Origin of the sequence: Streptomyces mexicanus, from assembly GCF_902506575.1 — a bacterium.
Lineage (GTDB): Bacteria > Actinomycetota > Actinomycetes > Streptomycetales > Streptomycetaceae > Streptomyces > Streptomyces mexicanus.
In genome coordinates this window covers 2443886-2469518 of sequence record NZ_LR732544.1, presented here as the reverse complement: position 1 = coordinate 2469518, position 25633 = coordinate 2443886, and the positions used below count along the sequence as shown (strand labels likewise).

General features: G+C 69.4%; 26 protein-coding genes and 2 pseudogenes. 7 read left to right on the top strand and 21 right to left on the bottom strand.

Going from position 1 to position 25633, the window contains the following annotated elements:
* Positions 1–344 precede the first annotated feature (344 nt).
* From GV126_RS11060 to GV126_RS11015, 10 genes are all read right to left on the bottom strand, one after another.
* The gene (locus GV126_RS11060; protein ID WP_185948146.1) at positions 345–836 is read right to left on the bottom strand and encodes an Hsp20/alpha crystallin family protein; all 492 of its coding nucleotides are present in this window, start codon (positions 834–836) and stop codon (positions 345–347) included.
* A gap of 47 nt (positions 837–883) precedes the next feature.
* On the bottom strand, positions 884–2665 hold the full coding sequence (locus GV126_RS11055; RefSeq protein WP_159664893.1) for an FAD-dependent oxidoreductase: 1782 nt from the start codon (positions 2663–2665) through the stop codon (positions 884–886).
* A complete protein-coding gene (locus GV126_RS11050) occupies positions 2665–2925 on the bottom strand; it encodes a UBP-type zinc finger domain-containing protein (RefSeq protein WP_159664891.1) in 261 nt (86 codons plus the stop codon). Before GV126_RS11050 ends, GV126_RS11055 begins: the two co-directional genes overlap by 1 nt.
* Positions 2926–2931: 6 nt before the next feature.
* Positions 2932–3390 (bottom strand): thioredoxin, encoded by a 459-nt coding sequence (trxA, locus tag GV126_RS11045; protein WP_159664889.1) that lies wholly within the window; start codon positions 3388–3390, stop codon positions 2932–2934.
* Entirely contained in the window at positions 3387–6026 is a 2640-nt protein-coding gene (clpB, locus tag GV126_RS11040; RefSeq protein WP_159664887.1) for an ATP-dependent chaperone ClpB, read from the bottom strand. The genes trxA and clpB overlap by 4 nt, the downstream gene beginning before the upstream one ends.
* Complete coding sequence (locus GV126_RS11035; protein WP_202036245.1) at positions 6017–6391, bottom strand: chaperone modulator CbpM; 375 nt, start codon at positions 6389–6391, stop codon at positions 6017–6019. Before GV126_RS11035 ends, clpB begins: the two co-directional genes overlap by 10 nt.
* Positions 6388–7326, bottom strand: coding sequence for a DnaJ C-terminal domain-containing protein (locus GV126_RS11030; RefSeq protein ID WP_159664885.1), 939 nt, complete (start codon positions 7324–7326; stop codon positions 6388–6390). The genes GV126_RS11035 and GV126_RS11030 overlap by 4 nt, the downstream gene beginning before the upstream one ends.
* 6 nt (positions 7327–7332) lie before the next feature.
* Positions 7333–7914 carry a nucleotide exchange factor GrpE gene (locus GV126_RS11025; RefSeq protein WP_159664883.1) on the bottom strand — a complete coding sequence of 194 codons (582 nt, stop codon included), beginning with the start codon at positions 7912–7914 and terminating at the stop codon, positions 7333–7335.
* A 10-nt stretch (positions 7915–7924) separates the two neighbouring features.
* On the bottom strand, positions 7925–9829 hold the full coding sequence (gene dnaK / locus GV126_RS11020) for a molecular chaperone DnaK (RefSeq protein ID WP_159664881.1): 1905 nt from the start codon (positions 9827–9829) through the stop codon (positions 7925–7927).
* Between the two features lie 81 nt (positions 9830–9910).
* Positions 9911–10444, bottom strand: coding sequence for a general stress protein (locus GV126_RS11015; RefSeq protein WP_185948147.1), 534 nt, complete (start codon positions 10442–10444; stop codon positions 9911–9913).
* On the opposite strand from GV126_RS11015, the gene GV126_RS37285 reads away from it, so the two are divergent.
* The 3 genes from GV126_RS37285 (at position 10373) to GV126_RS11000 (ending at position 14503) form a co-directional block, all read left to right on the top strand.
* Positions 10373–10810: a SpoIIE family protein phosphatase gene (locus tag GV126_RS37285; RefSeq protein WP_328707333.1), complete on the top strand. Its 438-nt coding sequence runs from the start codon at positions 10373–10375 to the stop codon at positions 10808–10810. The two genes, GV126_RS11015 and GV126_RS37285, sit on opposite strands and share 72 nt — an antisense overlap.
* Positions 10811–10815: 5 nt before the next feature.
* Positions 10816–13083: an APC family permease gene (locus tag GV126_RS11005; RefSeq protein ID WP_159673530.1), complete on the top strand. Its 2268-nt coding sequence runs from the start codon at positions 10816–10818 to the stop codon at positions 13081–13083.
* Positions 13084–13549: 466 nt separating this feature from the next.
* Entirely contained in the window at positions 13550–14503 is a 954-nt protein-coding gene (locus tag GV126_RS11000) for an IS481 family transposase (RefSeq protein WP_159664879.1), read from the top strand.
* Between the two features lie 247 nt (positions 14504–14750).
* Here GV126_RS11000 and GV126_RS10995 read toward each other — a convergent pair whose 3' ends face one another.
* On the bottom strand, positions 14751–15152 hold the full coding sequence (locus GV126_RS10995; protein WP_159664877.1) for a hypothetical protein: 402 nt from the start codon (positions 15150–15152) through the stop codon (positions 14751–14753).
* A gap of 106 nt (positions 15153–15258) precedes the next feature.
* On the opposite strand from GV126_RS10995, the pseudogene GV126_RS10990 reads away from it, so the two are divergent.
* Positions 15259–15450: pseudogene (locus GV126_RS10990) on the top strand (DUF2267 domain-containing protein); the annotation flags it as partial.
* 80 nt (positions 15451–15530) lie between these two features.
* On the opposite strand, the gene GV126_RS10985 reads toward GV126_RS10990, so the two are convergent.
* The 6 genes from GV126_RS10985 to GV126_RS10960 form a co-directional block, all read right to left on the bottom strand.
* Positions 15531–15893, bottom strand: a complete 363-nt coding sequence (locus tag GV126_RS10985) for a DUF5335 family protein (RefSeq protein ID WP_159664875.1) — start codon at positions 15891–15893, stop codon at positions 15531–15533.
* Between the two features lie 223 nt (positions 15894–16116).
* Positions 16117–16920, bottom strand: a complete 804-nt coding sequence (locus GV126_RS10980; RefSeq protein ID WP_159664872.1) for a VOC family protein — start codon at positions 16918–16920, stop codon at positions 16117–16119.
* Between the two features lie 651 nt (positions 16921–17571).
* Positions 17572–17934: a hypothetical protein gene (locus GV126_RS10975; RefSeq protein ID WP_159664869.1), complete on the bottom strand. Its 363-nt coding sequence runs from the start codon at positions 17932–17934 to the stop codon at positions 17572–17574.
* Between the two features lie 29 nt (positions 17935–17963).
* Positions 17964–18623 (bottom strand): hypothetical protein, encoded by a 660-nt coding sequence (locus GV126_RS10970; RefSeq protein ID WP_159664866.1) that lies wholly within the window; start codon positions 18621–18623, stop codon positions 17964–17966.
* A gap of 557 nt (positions 18624–19180) precedes the next feature.
* The gene (locus tag GV126_RS10965; protein ID WP_159664863.1) at positions 19181–19579 is read right to left on the bottom strand and encodes an aromatic acid exporter family protein; all 399 of its coding nucleotides are present in this window, start codon (positions 19577–19579) and stop codon (positions 19181–19183) included.
* 36 nt (positions 19580–19615) lie between these two features.
* A complete protein-coding gene (locus GV126_RS10960) occupies positions 19616–21550 on the bottom strand; it encodes an MFS transporter (RefSeq protein ID WP_159664860.1) in 1935 nt (644 codons plus the stop codon).
* A 914-nt stretch (positions 21551–22464) separates the two neighbouring features.
* Between GV126_RS10960 and GV126_RS10955 the strand changes: the two genes are divergently transcribed.
* Positions 22465–23163: an HAD family hydrolase gene (locus GV126_RS10955; RefSeq protein WP_159664857.1), complete on the top strand. Its 699-nt coding sequence runs from the start codon at positions 22465–22467 to the stop codon at positions 23161–23163.
* Between the two features lie 382 nt (positions 23164–23545).
* Here GV126_RS10955 and GV126_RS36350 read toward each other — a convergent pair whose 3' ends face one another.
* Positions 23546–23710, bottom strand: coding sequence for a DUF2795 domain-containing protein (locus tag GV126_RS36350; RefSeq protein WP_236569949.1), 165 nt, complete (start codon positions 23708–23710; stop codon positions 23546–23548).
* A gap of 139 nt (positions 23711–23849) precedes the next feature.
* Between GV126_RS36350 and GV126_RS10945 the strand changes: the two genes are divergently transcribed.
* Positions 23850–24062: a hypothetical protein gene (locus tag GV126_RS10945; protein ID WP_159664854.1), complete on the top strand. Its 213-nt coding sequence runs from the start codon at positions 23850–23852 to the stop codon at positions 24060–24062.
* The gene (locus GV126_RS10940; RefSeq protein WP_272910356.1) at positions 24063–24287 is read left to right on the top strand and encodes a DUF2267 domain-containing protein; all 225 of its coding nucleotides are present in this window, start codon (positions 24063–24065) and stop codon (positions 24285–24287) included.
* A 388-nt stretch (positions 24288–24675) separates the two neighbouring features.
* Here the strand turns inward: GV126_RS10940 and GV126_RS10935 are convergent, their stop codons facing one another.
* The 3 genes and pseudogenes from GV126_RS10935 to GV126_RS37275 all read right to left on the bottom strand — a co-directional run.
* Positions 24676–25104, bottom strand: coding sequence for a DUF2267 domain-containing protein (locus tag GV126_RS10935; RefSeq protein WP_159664848.1), 429 nt, complete (start codon positions 25102–25104; stop codon positions 24676–24678).
* 72 nt (positions 25105–25176) lie between these two features.
* The gene (locus tag GV126_RS37280) at positions 25177–25275 is read right to left on the bottom strand and encodes a hypothetical protein (protein WP_328707332.1); all 99 of its coding nucleotides are present in this window, start codon (positions 25273–25275) and stop codon (positions 25177–25179) included.
* 86 nt (positions 25276–25361) lie between these two features.
* A pseudogene (locus GV126_RS37275) lies at positions 25362–25565 on the bottom strand (Hsp20/alpha crystallin family protein); the annotation flags it as partial.
* Positions 25566–25633: the final 68 nt, after the last annotated feature.

Below are 25633 nucleotides of genomic sequence, written 5' to 3'. Positions count from 1 at the left end.
CCATGAGGGCGACACGATGCTCTGGCACTGTGCCCGTAGGTGCGGAGCAGAGGGAAGCAAGCGATACCCGACGGCCCAGGATGCCGAGCGTTACGCGCGGGCATTCGACCGCGAGGACCAGGCGGACATGGGCCGGCGGGCACCGCTGGGTCTGCTCCCCCTTCGGTTCCTGCGCGCCTGGCGTCTGCGGCGCCGAAAGGAAGCCGGTGGGGAGCCGCGTGCCGCGGCTCCCCCGCCGTGAGGGGTTGCGATACGGGACGTCGTTCATGATCCGCCCCGGGGGTCGAGCCTCGTCGGCCCGGCCGCGGTGCCAGGTGGGTGCCTGGAACCGCGGCGTTCGCGTCTCAGCCGCTGCTCTCGGTGCTCGTCTCGCTGATCTCGATGTGCCGGGGCTTTGCGACCTCGGCCTTGGGGACGGTGATGGCGAGCACCCCGTCCGACATCTGCGCATTGATCTTTTCGGTGTCGACCTCTCCGGGCAGCCGCAGCCGGTACTCGAAGGCTCCGGTGCGGCGGGTGCTCCGGCGCAGGACGCCTTTGCGTTCCTTCTCCTTGATTTCTCCGGTGACCACCAGCTCCTGGCCGTTGGCTTCGACGTTGATGTCCTTGCTCTTGACGCCGGGGAGTTCGATCTCGACGTGGAAGGCGTCGTCGGACTCCGTGACATCCGCCAGGGGTGTCCACGCGACTGCGGGCGTCACGCCTCCCATCGTGGATTCGATCAGTCCGCTCATCTCACTGAGCAGTTGGTCGAACTCCGTCAGCGGATTGCGTGCCCAGCCAAGGGGCCTGTCCTGCATTGCGCCACCCCGGGGGCGCCGGACGGGCGTGGTCATTACCATCGCCTCCTTCTCCTTCTCGTGATCTCCTCGCCCGCTGGGTGTCATCCAAGCCAAGCGGACTCCTTCGGACGGGTGTACGGGGAGCTGTCGGTGCCGCCCGGCGCGGCCGCGTGGCCCAGGTAGCGGTGCACGAAGTGGATACTCATCGCGCCTTCTCCGACCGCGGAGGCCACACGCTTCACCGAGCCGCTGCGGACGTCGCCGGCGGCGAAGACGCCAGGCAGGCTGGTCTCCAACGTCAGGCAGTCGCGGCCCTGGCTCTGCCACAGTTCGGGAACGGAGCACGCCTGCGCCTCCGCGCCGGTGAGCACGTAGCCGCGCGCGTCGAGGGCGAGCGCGCCGGACAGCCACTCGGTGTGAGGGTCTGCGCCGGTGAAGACGAACAGGGCCCGCACCGCGAGGTGGCGGTGCTCGCCCGTATGGTGGTCGACCACGGTGATCGCCTCCAGCGCCTTGTCGCCGAGTGCCTCGGTCATCTCGGTGTGCAGCAGCACGCGCACCCGCGGGTGGCGCTCGATCTGATCGATCAGGTACCGGGACATGTGCGCCTCGAGGCTCGGCCCACGGACGAGCAGATACACCCGCGGTGCGTACCCGGCCAGGAAGAGCACGGCCTGGCCTGCGGAGTTGCCGCCGCCGACCACCGCCACCGGGTCGGTACGGCACTGCTGGGCCTCGTAGAGGGTCGCCGAGTAGTGGACGCTCGCGCCCTCCAACGGTTCGATGCCGGGCACATGGAGGCGGCGGTAGCGGGCGCCGGTTGCCAGGACGACGGTGCGGGCGGTGATCTCGCTGCCGTCGGCGAAGCTTACGGCGTAGTGGCCGCCCCGCGGTTCGAGCCGGGCCGCCTCCGCCGGGACGCTGATCCGGGCGCCGAACTTGCCCGCCTGGAGCACAGCGCGCTCGGTGAGTTCGGCGCCGGAGATGCCGGAGGGGAAGCCGAAGCAGTTGTCGATGCGGGAGGACATCCCGGCCTGGCCACCGGTGGCCATCGCCTCGACCACGGTCGTGCCGAGGCCCTCCGAGGCGGCGTTCACCGCGGCGGCGAGACCGGCCGGACCGCAGCCGACGATCAGGAGATCGCCGTGGCCGTTGCCCGACGGCAGGGGCGGCAGGCCGATGAACCGGGCCAGTTCGGCGTTGCTCGGATTGCGCAGCAAGGTCGTGTCCCGCCAGATCACCAGCGGCGTCTGCTCCGGACCGACCGCGAAGCGGCGCAGCAGCGCCTCGGCCTCCTCGTCCGTCTCCAGATCGATCCAGCGGTGCGGCAGCCGGTTGCGGGCGGCGAACTCGCGCAGCCGCCGGGTGTCGGGCGAATAGCGCGAGCCGATGATGCGGAAACCGGCGCCCTGCCCGACGAGCAGAGCACGGCGGCCCAGGCAGGCGCGCAGCACCACATCACCAAGGATGGAGTCCCGGGTCACCAGGTCACGCAGCTGGTCCATGGACAGGGCGAGAATCTCGCCGGGGTCCCTGACCACGGCGGTGTAGAAGGCCACCTGTCCGTTCAGGAGGCCGAGTTCGCCGATGAAGCGGCCGGGGCCGTGCACGCGTAGCAGGTGTTCATCGGGCGTGCCGTAGCCCTCGACGATGGCGACCGAACCACTGAGGACGACGTAGAACGTCTCGCACCGCTCCCCCTCCCGGATCAGCACGTCACCGGCGTCGACCGCGTGCCGCCGGCCGTGCTGCGCCAGGCGGGCCATCTGGTCGCCCGACAGGCGGGGATAGGCGCCGTAGATGTCGGGCGTCTCGAAGGGGACGCTCTCCTCCGCCTCGTCCGGCACAGGCGCTGCGCCGGGCCGCGTCTCGTCGCCGGACATCACACGAACGCCTCATGGACGAAGCACCACCGCCAGTCCTCGCCGGGCTCCAGCGACGCCACGATCGGATGGCCGTCGGCGGCGGCGTGACGGCGGGCGTGCCGGTTCGGCGAGGAATCGCAGCAGCCGACGTGGCCGCAGGTCAGGCAGAGCCTGAGGTGGACCCAGGGGGAATGCGTGGCCAGGCACTCCTCGCACCCCGGGGCACGCGGGGCGACGGGGCGTACGAGGGCGAGGTGGGGGTCGGTCCGTACGGTCATGGCCGATCACCCTTTCCCGGACGGTTCGCGGCCCGCGATCGACTGCTCCACCCACCGCCGTAGGGCAGGGGCAGGTGCGGCACCCGACTGCCGGGCGATGGTCTGTCCTTTGTCGAGGACCAGCAGCGTCGGTACCGCTTGGACCTCGAACCGCCGCGCCAGGCGCGGGTTCTTGTCGATGTCGACCTTGACCAGCTTGATCGTTCCCGCGAGATCGTCGGCGACCTTCTCCAGCGCGGGGCTCACCATGCGGCAGGGGCCGCACCAGGTGGCCCACAGGTCGACCACGACGGGGACATCGGCCCGCTCGGCGACCTCGGTGAAGTCGTCGTCGCCCGCGTCCACCATCCACCGTAGGGGCTGCTTGCAGTGGCCGCACCTGGGTCGGCCCTCCGCGGCTGCGGGCACCCGGTTGGTGCGCCCGCAGTTCGGACAACTGACGGTTGTCGCCTGCATCGTGCTCATGCCGCCCGCGCTCCCTTCACGTCGTCGGGCTGGGCATAGGTGACCACCAGCTCTCCGTGTTCGGCGTCGACGCGGACCGTCGCGCCGTCCTGAACGTCGCCGCGCAGCAGGGACCGCCCGACCAACGTCTCGACCTCGTGGGAGATATAGCGGCGCAGTGGCCGGGCCCCGTACACCGGGTCGTAGCCCTGGTGGGCGATCACTTCCCGGGCAGCATCGGTGAGTTCGACGGTGATGCGGCGTTCGGCGAGCCGGCGGCGCAGCTCGTCGAACTGCAGCTCCACGATCCGCTCGATCTGCCGCTCGCCGAGCGGTTTGAACAGCACGATGTCGTCGACGCGGTTGAGGAACTCCGGGCGGAAGTGCCCGCGCAGCTCGCCCAATACCAGGGCGCGGGCGTCCGGCTTGATCTCACCCTCGGCGGTGGCGCCGTCGAGCAGGTGCTCGGAGCCGATGTTCGACGTCATGATGATCACGGTGTTGCGGAAGTCGACGGTGCGGCCCTGGGAATCGGTGATGCGGCCGTCGTCGAGGACCTGCAGCAGGGTGTTGAAGACATCGGTGTGCGCCTTCTCGATCTCGTCAAACAGCACGACCGAGTACGGCTTGCGGCGTACGGCCTCGGTGAGCTGGCCGCCTTCCTCGTAGCCGACGTATCCGGGCGGTGCGCCCATGAGCCGGCTGACGGTGTGCCGCTCCTGGTACTCGCTCATGTCGAGGCGGACCATGTTCTCCTCGGAGTCGAACAGGGCCGCCGCGAGGGTCTTGGCCAGCTCGGTCTTCCCGACGCCGGTGGGGCCGAGGAAGATGAACGAGCCGATGGGGCGGCGCGGGTCGCGGATGCCGGAGCGGGCGCGGATGATGGCGTCGGCGACGAGTTTGACGGCCTCGTCCTGGCCGATGACGCGCTCGCGCAGGATCTCGTCGAGGCGCAGCAGCTTCTCGCGTTCGCCCTCCTGGAGACGGGCGACGGGGATACCGGTCCAGGCTGCGACGATCTCAGCGATCTCCTCCTCGGTGACGACCTCCCGCAGCAGCCGGTTCTGTCCCTGCTTGGCGGCCAGTTGCTCCTCCTCGGCCTTCAGCCGGCGCTCCAGGTCCTGGAGGCGGCCGTAGCGGAGTTCGGCGGCGCGGTTGAGGTCGTAGGCGCGTTCGGCCTCCTCCGCCTCGTGGCGGACCTGCTCCAGTTCCTGGCGCAGTTCCTGCACGCGGCGGATGGCCTGCCGTTCGGCCTCCCACTGGGCGTGTTTGGCGTCTGCCTCGCCACGCAGGTCGGCCAGTTCCTTGCGCAGTTCCTCCAGGCGGGCTTTGCTGGCGGGGTCGGTCTCCTTGGACAGGGCCGCCTCCTCGATCTCCAGGCGGGTGACGCGGCGGGTGATCTCGTCGAGTTCGGCGGGCATCGAGTCGATCTCGGTACGCAGCCGGGCGCACGCCTCGTCGACGAGATCGATGGCCTTGTCGGGCAGGAACCGGTCGGTGATGTAGCGGTGGCTGAGGGTGGCCGCGGAGACCAGTGCGGTGTCCTGGATCTTCACGCCGTGGAAGACCTCGAGGCGTTCGCGCAGTCCGCGCAGGATGGAGATGGTGTCCTCCACGCTCGGCTCGTCGACCAGGACCTGCTGGAAGCGGCGTTCGAGGGCGGCGTCCTTCTCGATGTGCTTGCGGTACTCGTCGAGGGTGGTGGCGCCGATCATGTGGAGTTCGCCGCGAGCGAGCATGGGCTTGAGCATGTTGCCCGCGTCCATGGCCCCTTCGGCGGCGCCCGCGCCTACGACGGTGTGTAGTTCATCGATGAAGAGCAGGATGCGCCCTTGGGCGGCCTTGACCTCGCTGAGCACGGCCTTGAGGCGTTCCTCGAACTCGCCGCGGTACTTGGCGCCGGCGACCAGGGAGCCCATGTCGAGAGCGAACACCGTCTTGTCGCGCAGGCCCTCGGGGACGTCGCCGCGAACGATGCGCTGGGCGAGGCCCTCGACGATGGCGGTCTTGCCGACGCCGGGGTCGCCGATGAGGACGGGGTTGTTCTTGGTCTTGCGGCTGAGGATCTGGGTGACGCGGCGGATCTCGGCGTCACGGCCGATGACCGGGTCCAGCCGCCCGGACCGAGCCTCGAGGACGAGGTCACGGCCGTACTTCTCCAGAGCCTCATAGGCCACTTCAGGGTTGGCGGAGGTGACGCGCTGGTTGCCGCGGACCTGGGTGAGCGCGCTCAGGAACGAGTCCCTGGTGATGCCGGCCTGTTTGAGCAGTCGCCCGGCGGCGGTCGTCGAGCCCTCCTCGGCCAGGGCGAGCAGGAGGTGCTCCACGGACACGTACTCGTCCTTGAGGCGTTTGGCCTCCCGTTCGGCGGCATCGAGCAGGCGGGACAGGCGCTGAGTGACGAAGACCTGGCCGGGTGCCGCGCCGGGACCGGTGACCTTCGGGCGGCGGGAGAGTTCCTCGCGCACGGCAGCGCGCAGCTCCTTCGGCTCAGTGCCGGCCTGTTGCAGCAACCGCGGGATCAGACCGTCCTCCTGATCGAGAAGCGCGAGCAACAGGTGTTCCCCGTCGACCTCGGTCTGCCCCATGCGGACGGCCGCGGTCTGGGCCTCCTGCAGGGCTTCCTGGGACTTCTGGGTGAGACGGTTCATGTCCATGGGGGTGTTTCACTCCTCACACCGGCGCGGCGCAGGGCGGCTTCGAGCAGGCTGATGCGGTCCAGCAGGTCCAGCACCAGGCCGATGGATGCGTAGTTGAGGCAGAGTCCGGAGCGCAGCCGCTGGATGCGGGCGAGGACCGCCGGGGCCGTGGGGTCGAACACCAAGTGCCCCGCGGCGTCGCGCTCGGCGTCGACCAGGCCCAGAGCGACGAACCGGCGGATGAGGTCGGGATGGACGCCGGAGCGGCGGGCCACGGTCTGCAGAGAGAGCCTGGGCACCGGCACGATCGCGTACCGGACGCGTGCCGACGCGGGAGCTGTCAGCCGAGACGCCTGGCGCGCCTCGGCGCGTGGGTCACTCATCGTGTCCTCCTGGGGTCGAAGGAGGAGGTGGCGGCGAGCTCCTCGAACAGTGCGCGCTCCCGGTCGCTGAGCCTGGGCGGCACCATGATCCGGAGCTCGGCGTAGAGGTTGCCGTTGGCGCCGCGCGGGTTCGGCATGCCCTCGCCGCGCAGCCGCAGGCGCCGGCCGCTGGAGGAGCCCGCGGGCACGGTCACCTTGGCCGTCGCCCCGCTCGGCGTGGGCACCGGGACCGTCGCGCCCAGTGCGGCCTCCCAGGCGGTGACCGGAAGCTGCACATGCACGTCCCGCCCTTCGAGGCGGAACTGGGGGTGCGGCTGGATCCGAACTCGCAGGTACAGGTCCCCCGCGGAGCCGTCGCCACTGCCCCGGCCGCCCTCGCCCGCCAGCCGGATACGCTGCCCGTCGACGACGCCGGGCGGCACGTCCACGTCGTAGCGCCGCGGCTGCCCGGTGGGACCGGCGAGCGTGACGGTGCGGCGGCCTCCGCGGTAGGCCTCCTCGACGGTGAGCGGCAGTTCGGCCTCCTGGTCGGCTCCGGGGACACGCACCCGTCCGGCGCCCCCGAAGAACGAGCCGAACAGGTCGTCGACGTCGACACCCTCCGCGCCGAAGCCACTGGTGGCGTACCGGACCCGGGGGCCGCCCCCGGTGGACCAGCGGAAGCCGCCGCCGGGTCCCGCGCCGGCACCGACCCGCTCCTCCCAGTCCTCGGGAACCTTGCGGAAGTCCTCGCCGAAGCGGTCGTAACGGGCCCGCTGGTCGGGGTCGGACAGGACACTGAAGGCCTCGTTGATCTCCTTGAACCGCTCCTCCGCCGCGGGGTCCTTGTTGACGTCGGGGTGGTACCTGCGGGCCAGCTTGCGGTACGCCTGCTGGATCTCGTCCTTGTCGGCGTTGCGCGGGACCCCGAGAACCTCGTAGAAGTCGCGTGCCATGGCCGCTCACTCCCGCTTGGCGACGGTCACGGCGGCCGGCCTCAGCTGCCGCTCGCCCTCGCCGTAGCCGGGGCGCAGCACCTTCGCCACGGTGTTCGGTTCGGCGTCGGGGTCCTGGACCACGCCGACGACCTCGTGCCGGGAGGGGTCGAACGGGACGCCGGTCTCGGCGTGACGCTCGTAACCAAGGCGTTCAAGGATGGACACGGCCTGGTCACGCACGGCGCGAACCCCCTCGACGATCGCCCCCGGGTCGGAGCCCGCGTGGTTCAGGGCCAGTTCGAGGTTGTCGATGACGGGAAGGAAGGCCGCGGCCGTGCGGGCGCGTTCGACCGCGCGCTCCCGGTCCAGTTCCCTGGCGTGTCGCTTGCGCAGGTTGTCCAGATCGGCGAGAGCACGCCGCCAGCGGTCCTCGACCTCCTTCAGCGCGGCCGCGTACTCGTCCTCGACCCCGGCCGGACCGGTAGCCGCGTCGGGCCCCGGTTCGGCCTGCGTGGCCGGCGGCGCGGGCTCGGGCAACCCCTGCGGCGGTTGTGCGGCGCCTTCGGGCGGCAGGTCGGACGATCGGTCCTGGGGAGGGATCGGCATGGCGGGTACCTCAGCCCTTGTCGAACTCGGCGTCGATCACGTCTTCGTCGGCGCCGGCACCGCCCTGCCCGGAGCCGTCCGGCCCGGTGGTGTCCGACGGACCACTCGCCGTCGCGGCTTCGGCCTGGTGGGCGGCGAGCCCGGCATAGACCTGCTGGAGTTCGGAGATCAGCGGCCTGGCCTTGTCCACTCCGGCCTCGTTCTTGACGGCGTCGCGGGCCTCTGCCACCAGCATCTCGGCGCGGGCCTTTTCGTGCGCGGGCGCGGCGTCGGCCAGTTCGTTCAGACGCTTTTCGACCTGGTAGGCGATCGCGTCGAGTTCGTTGCGGGCGTCGACGGCCTCGCGGAGTGCCTGGTCCTGGCCCCGGTTGCTTTCGGCCTCCTGGACCATGCGCTCGACCTCGCTCCGGTCGAGGTTGGAGCTCTCGCTGATGGTGATGCCCTGTTCCTTGCCGGTGTCCTTGTCGCGCGCGCTGACGTTGAGGATGCCGTTGGCGTCGATGTCGAAGGTGACCTCGATCTGCGGTTCGCCCCGCGGCGCCGGCCGGATGTCGGTGAGCTGGAACCGGCCGAGGACCCGGTTGTCGGCGGCCCGCTCGCGCTCGCCCTGGAGGACGACGATGTCGACGGCCGGCTGGTTGTCCTCGGCGGTGGAGAAGGTCTCGCTGCGGCGCACCGGGATGGTGGTGTTCCGCTCGATGATCTTCGTCATCACTCCGCCGCGCGTCTCCACGCCCAGCGACAGGGGGGTGACGTCGAGCAGCAGGACGTCCTTGACCTCGCCCTTGAGCACCCCGGCCTGGATCGCGGCGCCCAGGGCCACGACCTCGTCGGGGTTGACGCTCATGTTGGGTTCCTTGCCGCCGGTCAGCCGGCGCACCAGTGCCTGGACGGCGGGGATGCGGGTGGAACCGCCGACGAGGATGACCTCGTCGATGTCGCTCTCGCCGACCTTGGCGTCGGCCATGGCCTGCTGGACCGGACCGAGGCAGCGCTCCACCAGGTCGCCGGTGATCTGCTCGAACGTGGACCGCATGATCGAGTCGGTGAGGTGCTTGGGCCCGGAGGCGTCGGCGGTGATGAACGGCAGGCTGACCTGGGTCTGGGTGACGGAGCTGAGCTCGGTCTTGGCCTTCTCCGCCGCCTCGAAGAGGCGTTGCAGCGCCTGCGGGTCCTTGCGCAGGTCGATGCCGTTCTCCTTCTGGAAGTCGTCCGCGAGGTAGTCGACCAGACGCCGGTCGAAGTCGTCGCCGCCCAGATGGCTGTCACCCGCCGTGGAACGCACCTCGACCACGCCGTCGCCGACGTCGAGGATGCTCACGTCGAAGGTGCCGCCGCCCAGGTCGAAGACGAGGACGGTCTGGTGCTGCTTCTTGTCCATGCCGTACGCGAGGGCGGCCGCCGTCGGCTCGTTGATGATCCGCAGCACCTCCAGTCCCGCGATCCGTCCGGCGTCACGGGTCGCGGTGCGCTGGGCGTCGTTGAAGTAGGCCGGCACCGTGATGACCGCTTCCGTGACCCGTTCCCCCAGCTGCTTGGAGGCGTCGTCGGCGAGTTTGCGCAGCACCAGGGCGCTGATCTCCTCAGGCGCGTACAGCTTGTCACGCACCTTGAAGCGGGCCTCGCCGTTGTCTCCCGGGACGACGTCATAGGCGACGGCCTTGGCCTCGTCGGGGATCTCGTCGAAGTGCCGGCCGATGAACCGCTTGGCCGAGTAGATGGTGCCCTTGGGGTTGAGGATCGCCTGACGCCGGGCCAGCTGGCCCACCAGGCGCTCGCCGGTGTCGGTGAAGGCCACCACGGACGGTGTCGTGCGGTTGCCCTCGCTGTTGGGCACGACGGACGGCTCGCCGCCCTCCCACACGGCGATCACCGAGTTGGTGGTGCCCAGGTCGATGCCCACTGCCTTGGCCATGAGGAACTCCTTCCGCGGCGGTCGACGTCCGTCGGCGACCGTTCATCCTCCGGGCCCTGTCCGCCCGGCTTCGAAACTCGTTCAGCTGGGGGCGGGGTCGCCGCGCGGGCGCCGGCCCCTGGAGGAGGCGCTCTCCCTCTCCGTGTTCGCGCCGGCCCTGCTGTCCAGCCCGGCGACCAGCCGCACAGCCTCATCGGCAACGTCCTCGTCCACCACGACGTCGTACCGGCTGGGCTCCATCGAGCGGACCGAGGCGAAGTCCCGGCGGCCGCCCTGGGCCGCGTGCAACAGCACGCCGAGCAGCGCCCCGACGACCGCCCCGAAGATCAGCCCGTACAGGGCGAGGAGCAGACCGGAGACGACCGGATTCAGCCAGTTCAGCAGCCCGAAGATCCAGCCGACGAGTACGCCGGGCAGCGCTCCGGTGGCTGCGCCGTGGAGGGCGGCCTCGCCGTACCCCATTCGACCGATGACCTGTTCGACCAGGCGCATGTCCTGACCGATGATCGCCACCTTCTGAACAGGAAAGCCCTGGTCGGCGAGGTGATCGACGGCACGTTCGGCTTCCTGGTACGTCGAGTACGAGGCAACGGCCCTGCGGGCCTGCTCGGTCATGGTCACTCCTTCCGCCGACGGACCGCCGAGCGGTCCCGACAGGCCCCAGAGTGGCTGTTCACCCGGTCAACCCGCCTGCGCCCAGCGGGTCGAAAAGCGGCACCGGCGGTCGGTCTGCGAGGACAGGAAGCGGGACGACGATTCGGGTTCGCGGTTCGCGGCGGGGTACCTCAGGGTTCGGCCCGGCACGACGTGACCGGGCACGACGTGCGCGCCGCCGTCGCCATGAGCCAAGTCCGCAACATGCTGCGCGGCATCGCCTGCGACCGCCAGGAGCCCCCCAACGTGATTCTGCGCCGCCTGGACCTGGCCCAACACGCCCTGCTTCGGCACAAGGTAGTTACTGTCCAGGTATCGGGTACATGATCCGCATGGAAGTCGGGCGTGGTCGCTCTTCGGATACGGACAACGGCAGCGGGAACGACACCGCGGACACCTCCGCTGCGGGCGCGCCGAGCCCGGATGCCCTGCTGCCGACGCTCAGTGAGCGAGACCTGAAGATCCTGCGCTACGTCGGACGCGAGTGGGGGCAAGTGCTGGAGGGTCCGGAAGCGTGGCGATCCGCGCTGCCGGTGGATCCCAACCTCGGCGGCTACCCGGACGCCGTGCGCCCGAAGCGTTTCGGTCGCTTCGTACCCCTCACCGGCCTGCCCGCCGTCGAGGCAGAAGAGGAAGCTGAGGCCCCACCGTCGCCGCTCGGACGCGTCGGCCACCACGTCCGGCGGGTGCTGCTGGGCCCTCCGCTCGCGGGCACCGCGATCGCCGCCGAGCGGATGCGCAAACTGGTGGCCCTGCCGGTCCTGTCGGCGGACGCCCTCTCCTCGGTCGCCTACGGCCCCGAGGCAATGCTGGCAGTGCTGGTACTCGGCGGCGCCGCCGGACTGCGCTACTCCCTGCCGATCGCCGCGGTCATCGCCTTCATGATGCTCGCCGTCGGCGTCTCCTACCGCCAGACGATCCGCGCCTACCCGCACGGCGGCGGCTCGTACATCGTGGCCAGCGACAATCTCGGACGGGTGCCAGGTGTGATCGCCGCCGCCGGCCTGATGATCGACTACATCATGACCGTCGCCGTCTCGATCGCCTCGGGGGTCGAGGCGATCACCTCAGCCCTGCCCACGCTCGCCCCGAGCGCGGTGGTGATCGGTGTGGCGGTGATCGTCGTCCTGCTGGTGGGGAACCTGCGCGGAGTACGCCAGGCGGGTGCCGCCTTCGCGGCACCCACGTACGCGTTCATCATCGCGGTCTTCACGCTTGTGGCCGTGGGGCTGGCCGACGCGGCCGGCCGCGGATTCCAGCCCATACCGACGCCCCGGCTTCCGGTCACGGAAGGAGTCACCCTGCTGCTGGTCCTGCGGGCCTTCACCTCCGGATCCACGGCCATGACCGGTATCGAGGCGATCTCCAACGCCGTACCGGCATTCCGCCCGACGGAGTGGCGCAATGCCCGTACGACGCTGACCTGGATGGTCACCGTGCTGATCATCCTGTTCGGCGGCACGGTCGCGCTGGTCCACCTCGACGGGGTGGTGCCGCACGGCAACGAGACCGTCCTCTCCCAACTCGCCCGCCGTACCTTCGGCCCCGGAGTCATGTACGGCTATGTACAGGCGGCGACGGCCGCCATCCTGCTGCTGGCCGCCAACACCGCCTTCAACGACTTTCCCCGCGTGCTGTTCCTGCTGGCACGCAGCGGCCACGCACCGCGCCTGTTCCTGCGCGTCGGCGACCGGCTCGCCTTCAGCAACGGAATCCTGGCCCTGGCGCTGGCCGCGATCGCAATCTTCGCCGGGTTCGCCGGCAACACGCAGTCCCTGATCCCGCTATACGCCGTCGGGGTGTTCCTGGCGTTCACCCTGTCGCAGGCCGGCATGGTGGTGCACTGGCTGCGCCACCGCGATCAGGCCCACTGGCGCAAGAGCCTGGCCTTCAACGCCACCGGCGGCCTGCTGTCCGCCATCGTCTTCGTCACCGCAGGCATCACCAAGTTCACCGAGGGCGCATGGGTCGCCGTCCTCGTGATCGGACTCCTCGTCCTGCTTGCCCTGCGCATCCGCCGCCACTACGACCTCTGCACCCAGGCCCTCGCCCTGCGCCCCCACGTCATCGAACTGCCCCGACAGCCGGCACCGGGTTCCGGACCGCAAGTGCGGCCGACTGCCATGCCCCGTATGGCAGCGGACACCGAGACGGAGGAACTAGAGGAAGTCGAGAGTGAGGAACGCCCGGAGGAGGTCAACCACCTGGTCATCGTGCCCATCGCCCGGCTCGACCTCGCCGGCATGCGCGCCCTGGCATACGCGGCCTCCCTCGGACAACCTCTCCTGGCCCTGCATCTCAGCCCGACCGAGGCCGAGGCAGAACGCTTCCGCGGCTACTGGGCGACCTGGGGCGACCACCTCCCGCTCGAGGTCGTCGTCTCACCCCACCGCGCGATCGTCGCCCCGCTGGTCCACTACATCGAGACCCTCCACCACCAGCGACCCGACCTCACGCTGACCGTGATCCTCCCCGAGATCGTCGTGCGTCACTGGTGGCAACGCGTCCTCCACAACCAGACCGCCCCCCGACTGCGGCGGGCTCTGCGACCATTGCCGAAGATCGTCATCACGACCATCCCATTCCACCTGCCCAGATAGGCGAGCCGCCAAAAGGACGGGAAACCGCCGTAATAGCAGCCTGGCTACAGGGAGCAGGCGGGCTATCCCCCAGCCCTCCAGCACGACTCCACACCCGGTGCCGCCGTGCCCGGACGAGGACAGATATCACGGTGGTCTCGTCGTCGGCGGCATGTCGCGGCCAGCGGCATCTCCGTTCCGCACCGCCCGCCCCGGTCGGCGTGCCGGATGGTCAGCCAGCGGTGCTGTAGCGCAGTACGGCCCCGACGCCGTCCTGCAGGGGCAGTTCCGCTCGCGGTACAACCACCAGCTCAGCGCCGGTGCGTACGGCCGCGCGAAGCAGCAGGGCGTCGGCTGCCTCCTCCTCGGCCGAGCGCACGCCCTAGATGTATTGATCATCAGCGTTGTTGACACTGGGGGGTCTTGAACATGGCGAAGACCTCCGATGTGGTGGAGCTGTCTAGGAACGCACCGCACGGAGGTCTTCGTGTCCCACCGTAATGCCCGGCTGACTGTTCACGGCAGGCGGCTGCTCGTCGAGCGTGTCCGTTCGGGCCGTCCTGTCGCTCATGTGGCCGCCGAGATGGGCATCTCGCGGGCCACGGCGCACAAGTGGATCCGCCGCTGGCGCAGTGAGGGCGAGGTGGGGCTTGTCGACCGTTCCAGCAGGCCGCACCGAACGCCGCACCGCACCCCGGCGGCGGTGGAGGACCGGGTGTGCCGGCTGCGGCGGGACCGAAAGCTCGGCCCGGCCCGCATCGGCCCGGTACTGGGCCTGCCCGCCTCCACCGTGCACCGCGTCCTGACCCGCCACGGCCTCAACCGCCTGGCCTGGCTGGACCGGCCGACCGGCGTCGTGATCCGCCGCTACGAACGCGACCGCCCCGGCGAGCTGATCCACGTCGACGTGAAGAAACTCGGCCGCATCCCCGACGGTGGCGGCCACAAGGTCCGCGGTCGCGACGCCGGCCGGCCCATCCGCGGCATGGGCTTCGACTACGTCCACTCCGCCGTCGACGATCACACCCGCCTCGCCTACAGCGAGATCCACGCGGACGAGAAGGTCGCGACCTGCGCGGGCTTCCTCACCCGCGCGGCCGCCTTCTTCCACGCACACGGCATCACACGCATCGAGCGCGTCCTCACCGACAACGCCTGGGCCTACCGCAAGGGCCTGGCCAGGAAAAAGGCGCTCACCGAGATCGGCGCGACGGGAAAGCTGACTCGCGCCTACCGCCCGCAGACCAACGGCAAGGTCGAACGCTTCAACCGCACCCTGCTCGACGAATGGGCCTACCTGCGGCCCTACACCAGCAACGACGAACGCAGTGCAGCCCTGTCCGACTTCCTCCACGTCTACAACTACCATCGCTGCCACACCGCCCTCGGAGGCCAGCCACCGATCAGCCGTGTGAACAACCCTGCGGGTCAATACACCTAGACGGTGAGTTCATTGTGGGAGAAGGCAATCTGCGTCGGCTCGGGCCCCGTCCACAACCGCACCGTGAGGAGTCCCGACGCGTCGTTGGCCAGCAGCGTCTGAATCTGACGGCCTTGTGCGGCGCGGATCACGGCGAACAAGCCCTCGCGGGGCGCCCCGTCCCGTGACCGCCTCGCCAGATACAGTCGCCGTGGAAGCGGTCGCCTTCGCTGATCCCAGGACATCCGGCTCCCCGGTCGCGGGCCAACTACTCAACCGCGTTTGTGACCTGTCCCGCGGCGTGCTGCCACTCATCTGCCGGATGGCCGTAGGAGGCCAGTGGCTCCGGGGCGACAGCACTGGTGGGCCAATGGCCCGGCTGAAGGTAGGCGGCAATCGAGTCGTCCTGCTGTACCTCGGTGGGCACGTACTCGTCACCGTCCGCCTCGGGAAGCCGTTCCCGGCAGATGACCACTGCCAGGTACGCGATGTCCGGGGCGTGCTGCACGGCCAGCGGCATGGCATCGGGGATCCGGCTGTAGCGGCCGGTGTCACGAGCGGGCGACCGCGGCAGCACCTGCGCCAGGAGCAGTTCCCCCGCTGCCGCGAACAGCGCCTGACCGTGCCGTCCGGCCACATCACCGTCAGCCCCTACCGCATCAGCCAGCACCTTCGGGGTTGCGGGGCCAGCTCCCTCTGCTGCGAGGGCATCCCGTGCGTGCCTCCAGCGCAGCCGCTCGACGAGCCCCTTAAGGGTGACGGACAGGGGCAGGCGTGAGAGTTTCGGGGTCGAGGCGTTCTGCCAGCGCGTCGCCGAGCGCACCGACGCTCGTCCCCGCACGGCCGAGTGGGACGCCAGCGCGGTGCTGTCCAGCCTGGCCGGCGCGGTCTCCGGCGGCGAGCTGAACCAGATCATCAGCCAGCTGCCGTCCGGCTACGCCACCCTCTTCGGCAGGACTGACCTCGCTGGCCGATCCGGCCAGATAGTGGGCGCCCGCGGCTCCGCGAAGGCAAGCCCCGGGCGCCGGACCGTTCGGTCAGGGCTGGTTCATGAGGCAGTCCTGGACTCCGCAGGGAAGAAAGTGATCAAGGTTGCGGTGTCCTCCGGGTCCACCACTCGGACTGCTGCCCCAGCGGCGTCCGGCGTAGAGACGTCGACCTCCTTGGGGTGGGGGACCATATGGCGGAGGACGACCGGGTAACGCGCTGACTGACCCCCGACGGCGACGACCACCACGTCGTCCTTCGGATCATAGGTGAGATAGGAGAACGGCAGCCGCTCCGCTTCGTGCTGGCTTCCGATCGAGGGACCCACCACTTCAATGGTGACCAGTTCACCGCTGTGTGCATCGGTGACCTCGTCGAGCATGGACCGCCATCCCGCGCGGTCGGACATCGAGGTGTCGGCCATTGTGTGTTCCTTCCTCCGTGCACCTTGGATAGCTTCTGTCGTCAGTCGTCTCCACGATGCTGTCCCACGTGGCCACCGTCCGTTCCAGTGCTCTGCCGGTGCGGCGGCGTCTGCTTCCCTCAGGGCGACGAGCCGTCCGACGGACAACGTCCGTCCTGCTTTCCGATCCTTGGTTCGAGGGGACACCGGTACAACTCGGCTCCGGGCCGATCGGCCAGAGGCGTCAGTGGTCCCGGCTTGAGCTCACCATGAAGAGTGCTCCGTCAGGATCGCGCAGCGCCGCCTCGTGTTCGCTCTCCGCGAGGACGTCGCCGCCGTGCTCTCGTGCGGCTCGGGCACACCCCGGCACGTCTGCCACCACGAAGTGGACCTGCCAGTGAGGCCGGAGCGAGCGGTCGGGCGCTGTATCCACCGCGCCAGATTCGATGCGCGCCACGACGGAACCCTGGCTGCGCAGCACCACCTCTTCCCCTTCGTACTCCACCTCGCAGCAGCCAGAGCGACCCGAAGCCCAGCCGAGGATCTCGCCGTAGAAGATCGCTGCATCGAAAGCGTCGCGAGTGTGGAGGGTGACGAACACCGGTGCAGCCTGCCGCCACGCCTCCCACTCGGTGACGAGCCTGCCCTGCCATACCCCGAAGATGGCCCCGTCGCGGTCAGCGAGCAGTGCCGCCCTGCCGGGCGCAAAGGAGAGCGGCCCCACGGCCACGGTCCCGCCACGCTCCCGGACGCGGGCGACCGTCTCGTCCGCGTCTGCGACGGCGAAGTATGGCGTCCAGGCCACCGGCATATGCCAGACAGTGGCCATCCCTGCGACCCCCGCGACGGGTATCCCGTCCGCCAGCGCGGTCAGGAAGCGGTCACCCAGTCTGGCAGTGCGCCATCGCCAGCCCAGTACGGCACTGTAGAAACGCTGCGTCGTGTCGAGATCGCGGCTGGTCAGGCTCACCCAGCACGGTGCGCCGAACACGGAACCCGTGTGCACGACGTTCGTTCCAGTGGAAGAGCGTGTCGTGCCATGTTCCATGGGCATCGCACCCCGGTTTCCATGCAGGCAGCGAGCGATCTCACTCAAGTGTCCGGCCAGAGCTCTGGCCCCGCACATTGTCTGCTCTCAGCCTCGTCCGTCCCGGTCGGCCATGCCCCTTGCTAGCGGCTTCGCAACCACACCCATCCGGCGGACATCGCCCGCCTGGCGCCTCTCGTTGTTCTCCCGTGGCAGCACAGCGACCTGGCACAGGAGTGCCGTACACGGAACTGCGGGAGCGGCTGCAGAGTGTCCTGGCACTCAGCGAGCCCGCGTTCATGGGGCGGCTGGGTGTTGCCGGGGATGACAGCCCTACGGAGGACGATTCTCCGCGCTTGGAGGGGCGCGCGAAGATCGCGACGCCGTCGGACGCTGACATCTCCGCGTGAAGCCGCCCTTATGGCGGGTTTGAGGAACCCTCTTGGGGGCACAGAGGTCCGACTCGCTGTGCGCTCCTCGGCCGGGTCGGCCGCCTGTCCGGGATGCGATGGAGATCCTCGCGTGTGCACTGCTGCTAACAGCGGTGCCTGGCGGACCGTCCCATAGCCGGCCGGCAGGTTCGACTCGGTCTGCCAGCACGTCGTCTCGTGTGCAGCAAACGACAGTTGCGGGCGCCGGGGGCCGGGTGAGGGTGCACTTTTTCCGGCGCTGTCACCGGTTCCCGGCCCGCCTGCCGTCCAGCAGTCCGTGCAGGTGCGCGGCGGCGTTCTCGATGTCCGCGTATTTCTGCTGTCCGGCGCGGACCTCGGCAGAGAGCACACCGCAGCGGTGGACGCGCTCGAAATCGCCGTAGGGGAACTTGTACCGGCCCTTGGTCTCCTCTCCCATCTCGTCATCGATGCCCAGGTACCACCTGGCGTACGCCTTGAATCCGTGCTCCTCGAGGTAGGCATTCTCGTCCGCTGCCGAAGGCTGGTGCTCGCTCCACTCGTCCCGGTCGTCCAGGACGATCCGGCCCTCTTCGGTCAGTTTCTTTGCGTGGTTGTACGCCGTCGCGTTCAGTTTCACCGTCATGCCGTTTACCGTCCTATCGACAGTCGTGTTCAGATGTCGGCTGCTGCCGCCCGGATATCCTGTCGAGCCTGCCCCATCAGCTCGTTCAAGTCGCCGACGTCAGGATTGAGTTCCCGCGCGCGCGGGGCGATCTGCTGCAGCCATGCCGCAGTGGCCAGGGCCAGTTCGGCGGCCTCCCGGGTCCGCTCCTCGCCGAGCAGTTTCTCGATCTTGAAAGCAATGCTCGCGAGCGTGTCGTCATCGGTGGCGGGCACCAAGTAGGGCTCCAGGCTCGGCGGATACGGTGTCCGCTCCCGGTACTCACGCATCGCGGTCACGACCGCGGGCAGCGCGCTGTACCTGTCGAGGAGGCCCATGAAGACGTACACGCGGGCCACCAGCCGTGGCAGGCCGGGGTGCCGATCCAGCCAGGCCATCAGCTCGCGCTGGTCACCGACGTGGTCCATGATCTGCGACATCTCCTCCGCGACCTGGTTGGGCCAGGTCCAGTGGAAGGGCAGCAGCCGCGCCACCTGATGGGCGAGCGCCGCCTCGCCCTCCGCGTCCAGCGTGCCGGCGGCGAATTCGGCGACCTTCCTGTGGTCCAGTCCGTAGTCGGCCGGCGCCGCCCGGTCCTGTGAGCTCTGTGTCGAGTCGTGGCGCAGACGCAACAGCTGTGTGCCGATCTTGCTCAGTGTCCGGGTCCGCATTGTTCCTCCCAGCTCGCGATGTGTTCTTCATCGTCCGGAACGGCCGAACGACCAGCTCCTGCTCGGATCCACACGACCGTCGCACCACACCCGCAGTTCGTCGGACCGCAGCGAACGCAGCAGACCTCCCAGGCGTCGGCGCCCGGGCTCCCGGGCAGTCCTCGGTGTGCGAGACCCGCGGGCGTCTGTTCCAGTCGGTTCATGAGTCGTAAGGTCCGGCAAAGGGAGCGCAGGCCGACGGCGCAGTGCTCCATGGCGTTCAGACCGCTGCGCAGGACCAGCCTGGTGCCGGGTGCCGGACGTCCCCGCGGATTCAGGCGCAGTCTCTCCTCGGCCCTGGCCAGGGCCGCGTCCACATCGGCGGTCTGGTGATCCAGTCGCCGCGCCTCCTCCAGCCAGGCCGTCACATGGCGGGCGGAGGCGCCGTGTACCAGTTCGTCGCCGATCCGCAGGAGCAGCAGCCGCAGCCGTGCCGCGAGGTCCCTGGTCGCCTCGCCGGCAGGCCCCACGTAGACGGGCGGGGCCACAACCGGGTTGAAGGACGCCCACGGTCACGCCTACCAGGGTTTCGATGACGCGCCCGAGCGCCTCGGTCCGCTGCCCGCCGACGCCGAGGACGAGCATGTCCGTGACGGCGACCTCCTTCCCCAGGGGGCCAGATGCAGCAGGGGGCCGAGCTGGAGGCAGACCAGGACGAACAGTCCGAGGCTCCACCAGGTCAGTCCCACGGCGTCCGTGAAGCCGACGGCGATCAGCACGCCGGCGATGCGCCGGATGCCGAGAGTCGACGTCGCGTACAGCGTGACCTGCACGACGAGCAAGGCCGTCAGCGGAGCCAGCAGGGGCTGCGCATTGCCGGACAGCCACAGACCGGCGAGGTAGGCGAGGGCCGTGGCGGCGGTCGACCAGCGTCCGGACGACGACGCGTTCCTGCGCCGCCGGACTAGGTCCACCACCGGGGCCGGGGAAGTAAGCACAGTACCGGCCAGAGCTCACGCGCTGCGGTTCCGTTGAGTGCCGGATGCTCCGCCTGGCTTGCCGGGCCGGTCCGGCGGCGCGTAACGGTCGTCCGGCAGGTGGCGGACGCGGGACTCCCCGACGGCCTCCCGCAAGGCCCCTGCGAAGCGCCCGGGTCCCCACGACCGGCCATGGACGGCCTGCTCGAGCCCTTCGCGCGTGGCGGGCCCGCTCTCTTCGAGGGCCCGGACCAGTTCCTCGATCTCCTCGTCGAGGCGCTGCTCGGCCATGGCGGAGGTGCGGCTCGCGGCGCCTGTGGTTCCGGCCATCCCCGGCGAGTAGAAGGAACTGCCCGCGCCGACGCCCGGACGGTAGCGCCGCGCCCCGGTGGCTTCTCGCGCCCGGCGGCCGGCCGTGCGGGCGGCGATCCGCTGGTCCCGCTCGCGCGCGGCCTGCCGTATGTCCGCAGGGCGGAGGCGGTCGCGTTCGGCCTGGGGCGCCCACTCGCCCCGCCAGGCCGCGTCGGCTTCCTCAGCGGTCAGTGGCCTGGCGATGTTCTCCAGGGACTGCTGTTCGGCCTTCACTCCGAAGGCGACCTCGGCCAGCCCGCCGAGGGCCATGGCCGCCGCTCCGATGAAGAAGCCGGTGGCCACGAGGGTGGTGTTGCCGCTGTGAATGAAGTGTCCGAACAGCAGCGGCCCGGTGATGCCGCCCACGGCGGTGCCGACGGCGAAGAACAGGGAGATGGACAGGGCTCGGGTCTCCATGGGGAAGACCTCGCTGACGGTCAGGTAGGCGGAGCTCGCTCCGGCGGACGCGACGAAGAAGGCCAACGAGACCAGAAGGAAGAACGACCACGCCGTCAGCGAGCCGTTGACCAGCAGGACGGCAAGGACCACCGCCACGGCGGCCGAGCCGAAGTAGGTGCCCGCGATCATCGGCTTGCGGCCCACGGTGTCGAACAGCCGACCGAGCAACAGCGGGCCGAGGAAGTTGGCGATCGCGAAGATGGTGAGGAAGTACGGCACCGAGCTGGAGCCCACCCCGAAGAACCCGCTCAGGAGCGTGCCCAGGTCGAAGACGATCGCGTTGTACAGGAAGGCCTGGCCGACGAAGAGGGCAAGGCCGAGGAGGGCGCGTCGCGGGTACCGCTGCAGGGCCACTCGGGCGATCTCGGTGAACGGGATCACGTCACGTTGCCGGACGGTGACGGCCTCGGCCGGCTCGGGCAGGTCCTGACCGGTCTCCCGGCATACCTCGTCCTCGATCTGGTCGACAATGCCTTCGGCCTCATCCTCGTGACCGTGGATGAACAGCCAGCGCGGGCTCTCCGGTACATGGCGGCGGACCATCATGATGCCGAGACCAAGGATGCCGCCGAGGCCGAAGGCCAGTCGCCAGCCGAGGCCGGCCGGGAGCAGGTTCTCGTCGAGGAGCACCAGGGCGGCCAGGCTGCCGAGGGCGGATCCCACCCAGTAGCTGCCGTTGATGGCCAGATCCACCTGCCCCCGGTTGCGGGCGGGGATCAGTTCGTCGATGGCCGAGTTGATCGCCGCGTACTCCCCGCCGATGCCCATGCCGGTGAAGAACCGGGCGAGATAGAGGTACCAGGCGTCGTGGGCGAAGGCGGTCGCGACCGTGGCGAGGATGTAGATGCCGAGCGTCAGCATGAACAGCTTCTTGCGCCCGTAGCGGTCGGTGAGCCGGCCGAAGAGCAGGGCACCGACGCATGCGCCCGCCACGTAGATCGCGGCGGCCGTGCCGATGTCGGCGCTGGTGAGGTGGATGCCGCTGTTCGGTTCAGTCATGCGTGAGGCGACCGCGCCGACGATGGTCACTTCGAGCCCGTCGAGAATCCAGACGGTGCCGAGGCCGATGACGATCCGCCAGTGGAACCGGGACCACGGCAACCGGTCGAGGCGAGCGGGGACCTTCGTGGTGATGACACGGACTTCGGAGGTGGTGGTCATGCCGCCGCCGCTCCCACCTCGGGACACGGCCGATCCGCCGTACGGGCGAGGCACCGGACTCGCGCCCCGTGTCCGGCGTACCGTCCCTCCTTGTGCTGCGCTGCCGTCTTGTCGGACACCGGTTCCGCTTCCAGAGCGAGGGCGCCACCATGCACTGGCACTGCGAGCGCGATTGCGGGGCGCATGGCAGCAAGCGGTATCCGAGCGCCGAGGACGCGGAACGTTATGCGCGGGCGTTCGACCACGAGGACGCCGAAGACCTCGGGCGACGGGCACCGTTGGTAGGGCTCTTCCCCTTGCGCCTGCTGCGTGCTGTGCGGCTGGCACGGGCCAGGAGAGCCGGTTCGGCACCCAATGACAGACCCCCGGCGCCTTGAGACGTTGTCCTGCGCAACGGCATTCATGGCGTCACCTCGATCTCTGGCCAAACGGTCCACGGGGTGACGGCATATTCCATTTTATGACATTCTGCGCGGCTCGGTGGACATTCCGCTGCTGGTATCTCCCTTCGTCCGTCCAGTACAAGAGGCGAAGCCGCCATTTGATCCTGCAGGCGGAAGCGCCCGGACGAAATGCTCGACACTGTGAACACACGACACAACACGCGTCCGCTGCTTACGTCGTCGGCACGGTGACGGCGAGCGGTCCGTGCCCTGACGCACGGACCAACCGCCGACGACCAAAGGAATGCGAGGGCCCCCGGCACGGGACGCGAGCCGCGCCACGGCACTGGGCGCCTTTCCGGACAGTGGCGCTGCGCTCGCTCGGTCCGCAGATCTTTGCCGGTCGTCCCGCGCTTCGGCGAACTGCGGACCATGGGGACGAGCAGATCCGGGCGGCGAAGCGTGGGGACTCCGGTGCTCAGACTGACCTGCGAGCCAGCGGGCCAGCCGCTGACGGGAGGGATGTGGAAGATGTCCGATGGTACGGCCACCAGGCCCGCGGCGTTCGTCTTCGACCTGGACGGGACACTCGTCGACAGCGTCTACCAGCACGTCATCGCCTGGCAGCAGGCGTTGAACGAGATGGGCATCGGCCTGGCGATCTGGCGGATCCACCGGAGGATCGGGATGAGTGGTGGCCTGCTCGTCCAGGCCATGATGCGCGAGACCGGCGTACGGCTGACGCCGAAGGAGGCCGATGAACTGCAGAACGCCCATCACCGCCACTTCGAAGGCTGGACGAACGCCATCCGGCCGCTGCCCGGAGCCGCCGAGCTTCTTCGGACGCTGACGGACTGCGGCGTCCCCTGGACGATCGCCACCAGCGCCCGCCGGGACGACGCCGCACCCATGTTCGCCAGACTCGCCGTGCCGCATGACGTGCCAACGGTCACCCGTGAGGAAGTCAGCCGCGCCAAACCGGACCCCGATCTGTTCCTGGAGGGCGCGGCGCGGCTCGGAATCCCCGCCCGCGACTGTGTCGTCGTCGGAGACAGTGTGTGGGATCTGCTGGCTGCGCGGCGGGCGGAGGCACTCGGAGTGGGGCTGCTGTCCGGAGGATACGGGCAGGACGAACTGGAGCGGGCCCAGGCGTTCCGGGTGTACGCCGACCCCCTCGATCTGCTGGGGCACATCGACGAACTCGGCGTCCGGGACACGCACGGCGCCTGACCGCGACGTACCCCTCCCCGGGCGGTCCGGCACCCGGGGACGGATGAGGATGGCGGCACTGCTCAGGAGGCTGGTGCGGTTCCGCCGCCGGCCTCGCTGGTCTTCACGCGCACCACCACGTCTGCCGCCTCTTCCAGGCTGTGGTCCAGGTTGTTGAGGAACCGCGTCAGGCGGCGGCGAATGTGTTCGATTCGCTGTCCATGGGGCGTTCCGGCGTCTGCATGCCCTGCGGGGCGGATCAGTGCTGGTCGAGTTGGTCCTGGACCGACGGCTTGGGGACGTCACGCAGGTGCTGCGATTGGCCGGGGCGGCCGCTGTGCCGGGCCTGCTTTGCGCTGCGTCGCCAGGTCGGATGCCGGGTCGACGCGCACCGACCTGGCCATCATCCCGGTTGCCGTACTCGTCCGGGGGGAATGGCGTGAAGCGCCTTGACCACTTCCTCGGGCGCTCCGGCATTCTCGACGGCCTTGACCAGCTCCTCATTGTCCGCAGGGAAGTTGACGTCCTGCAGCGCGTCCAGCACGTCCCGTACGCTGGTGGAAGACATATCTCCTCCTCAGTTTTTGTCCCGAGGCACTTCGTACCCGTGCCCTACCTGTGGCATTCCCGGGAAACCGACTGCTGGCGATGTCGAAGCATTCCGGGGGGAATCCTGTGCCCGACGCCCGAATCCAGGGGAGATCACAATGTCCGGCAATATCGAACGTGCCGCCCTGCGCACCGCGGCTCAGGCCGCCGAGCAGATCCTGGTGAACGCCGCCGAGCAGGCCGAGCGGCAGCACCCGCAGGACCCGTACGCCCAGCGCGTCGCCGAGGTCGGGATACTCACCGGTGCGTTGAGGGTCCTGCTGGACTCGGTGCGCCCCTTTACCGAGGAAGGTGAAGAAGGCGGGCAGTGACTGGCGCACAGCGACGCGTTCATCCGGCTCGTCAGCTGGCGGGCCCATGTGCCCGAGAGGCAGGCTAGGGAGCTGAGCGGGGCCACGATGCTGACGTTGGCCGAGCAGATCACGGGCGGCGAGGCCAGGCACTTGGCCAGCGTCCTGCCCGCAGAGATCGCCCCGCCCCTGGTCCCACCGGAGGATGTCGCCCAGAAATTCGGCGTTGCCGAGTTCGTCCGGTGAGTGAGTGAGCGTGCGGGCGTCGATGAGGCCGTGGCGCGTGGGTGTTGCGGCGCCTTTCATGACTCCGGGAGAGGCCGGCCCCCACGACAGGGTGACCTGCGATTCCCGCGTGCCGCCTGGCGTGCGGTGGCTGCTCAGTCACGCCCCACTATGGTTTCCTCCATTCCCGTGTCGAACAGGACCAAGGTCAGCGCCGACATCGCCCGAAACCGCTGCGCGAACAACCGGCGCCGGTCGATGTCGACCTTGAGCTCGCCAGCGAGCTGGTGTTCGGGTCACCGAATTCAGCTCTGTCTTGGCCGTCTTGGCCTTGTCCGGAGCCGCGAACTTTCTTGTGCCCCGTGGCACACCCTCTTTCCTGGCCGGCGGTTCGGGTGCCGCCGACCGGCTACGGCAATACGGAGGCCAGTGAGTTCGGCAGACCGGATTTGAGGTGGTCCCACTCGCCTTCGCTGACGTGGCGTTCCAGAACTTCCAGCACGGTGCGAACGACTCGTTCGATGCCGCCGCTGACCGAGTAGGGAAAGTCGTCCCGGACGCGTTGGAGGAATTCCTCGCCGCTCAGCTTCACTGGTGTCTCGGACGGCTTCCATCCGTCGTAGTAGATGCCGCGGATCAAGGTCGGGAGCTGCGCCCCGAAGTGCGCGGCCCCGTCGACGGAGAGCCGGTCTCGTAGCCCGTGCAGGACGGCGCGCAGTGCGGCGTACGACTGCTTCCGGCGTTCCTTGGGCCAGCCGTTGGCCTCCTCGATTTCCCTGAGGAGCCGGTTGGCCTTGTCCACCATCGTGTCGAAAGAGGAGAAACCCGTTTCGGTCATCTCATGGCTCCTTTCGTTCCCGAAGCGCCCGACGGTTCTGGACTGTTGTCCTGCACCGCCGGGCTCCTCGGCTCAATGACCGCCGCTCCCGTTGATCTCGGTGATCCGAATGTGACGGGGCTTGGTGACCTCCGCCTTGGGGACGGTGACCGTGAGCACACCGGCCGACATATCCGCTGTGACGTTCTCGGCGTCCTCCCTCCGGGCAGTCTCAGCCGGTACTCGAAGGCACCGGTCCGGCGGGTGCCATGGCGGGGGACGCCCTTGCGCTCCTTTTCCTTGATCTCTCCGGTGACCACCAGGTCCTGTCCGTTGGCCTCGACGTCGATGTCCTTGCTCTTGACACCAGGGAGTTGGATCTCGACCTCGAAGGCGTCGTCGGCTCTGTGACGTCCGCGAGTGGGGGTCCACGCGGCTGCGGACGCGGCGCCGCCCACCGTGGACTCGAGCAATCCGCTCATGCGCCATCGCTTGCCCGACCCACGAACGCAGGACGAGCGCAGGTGCCGCGCTGGCCTTGCCGGCGAGC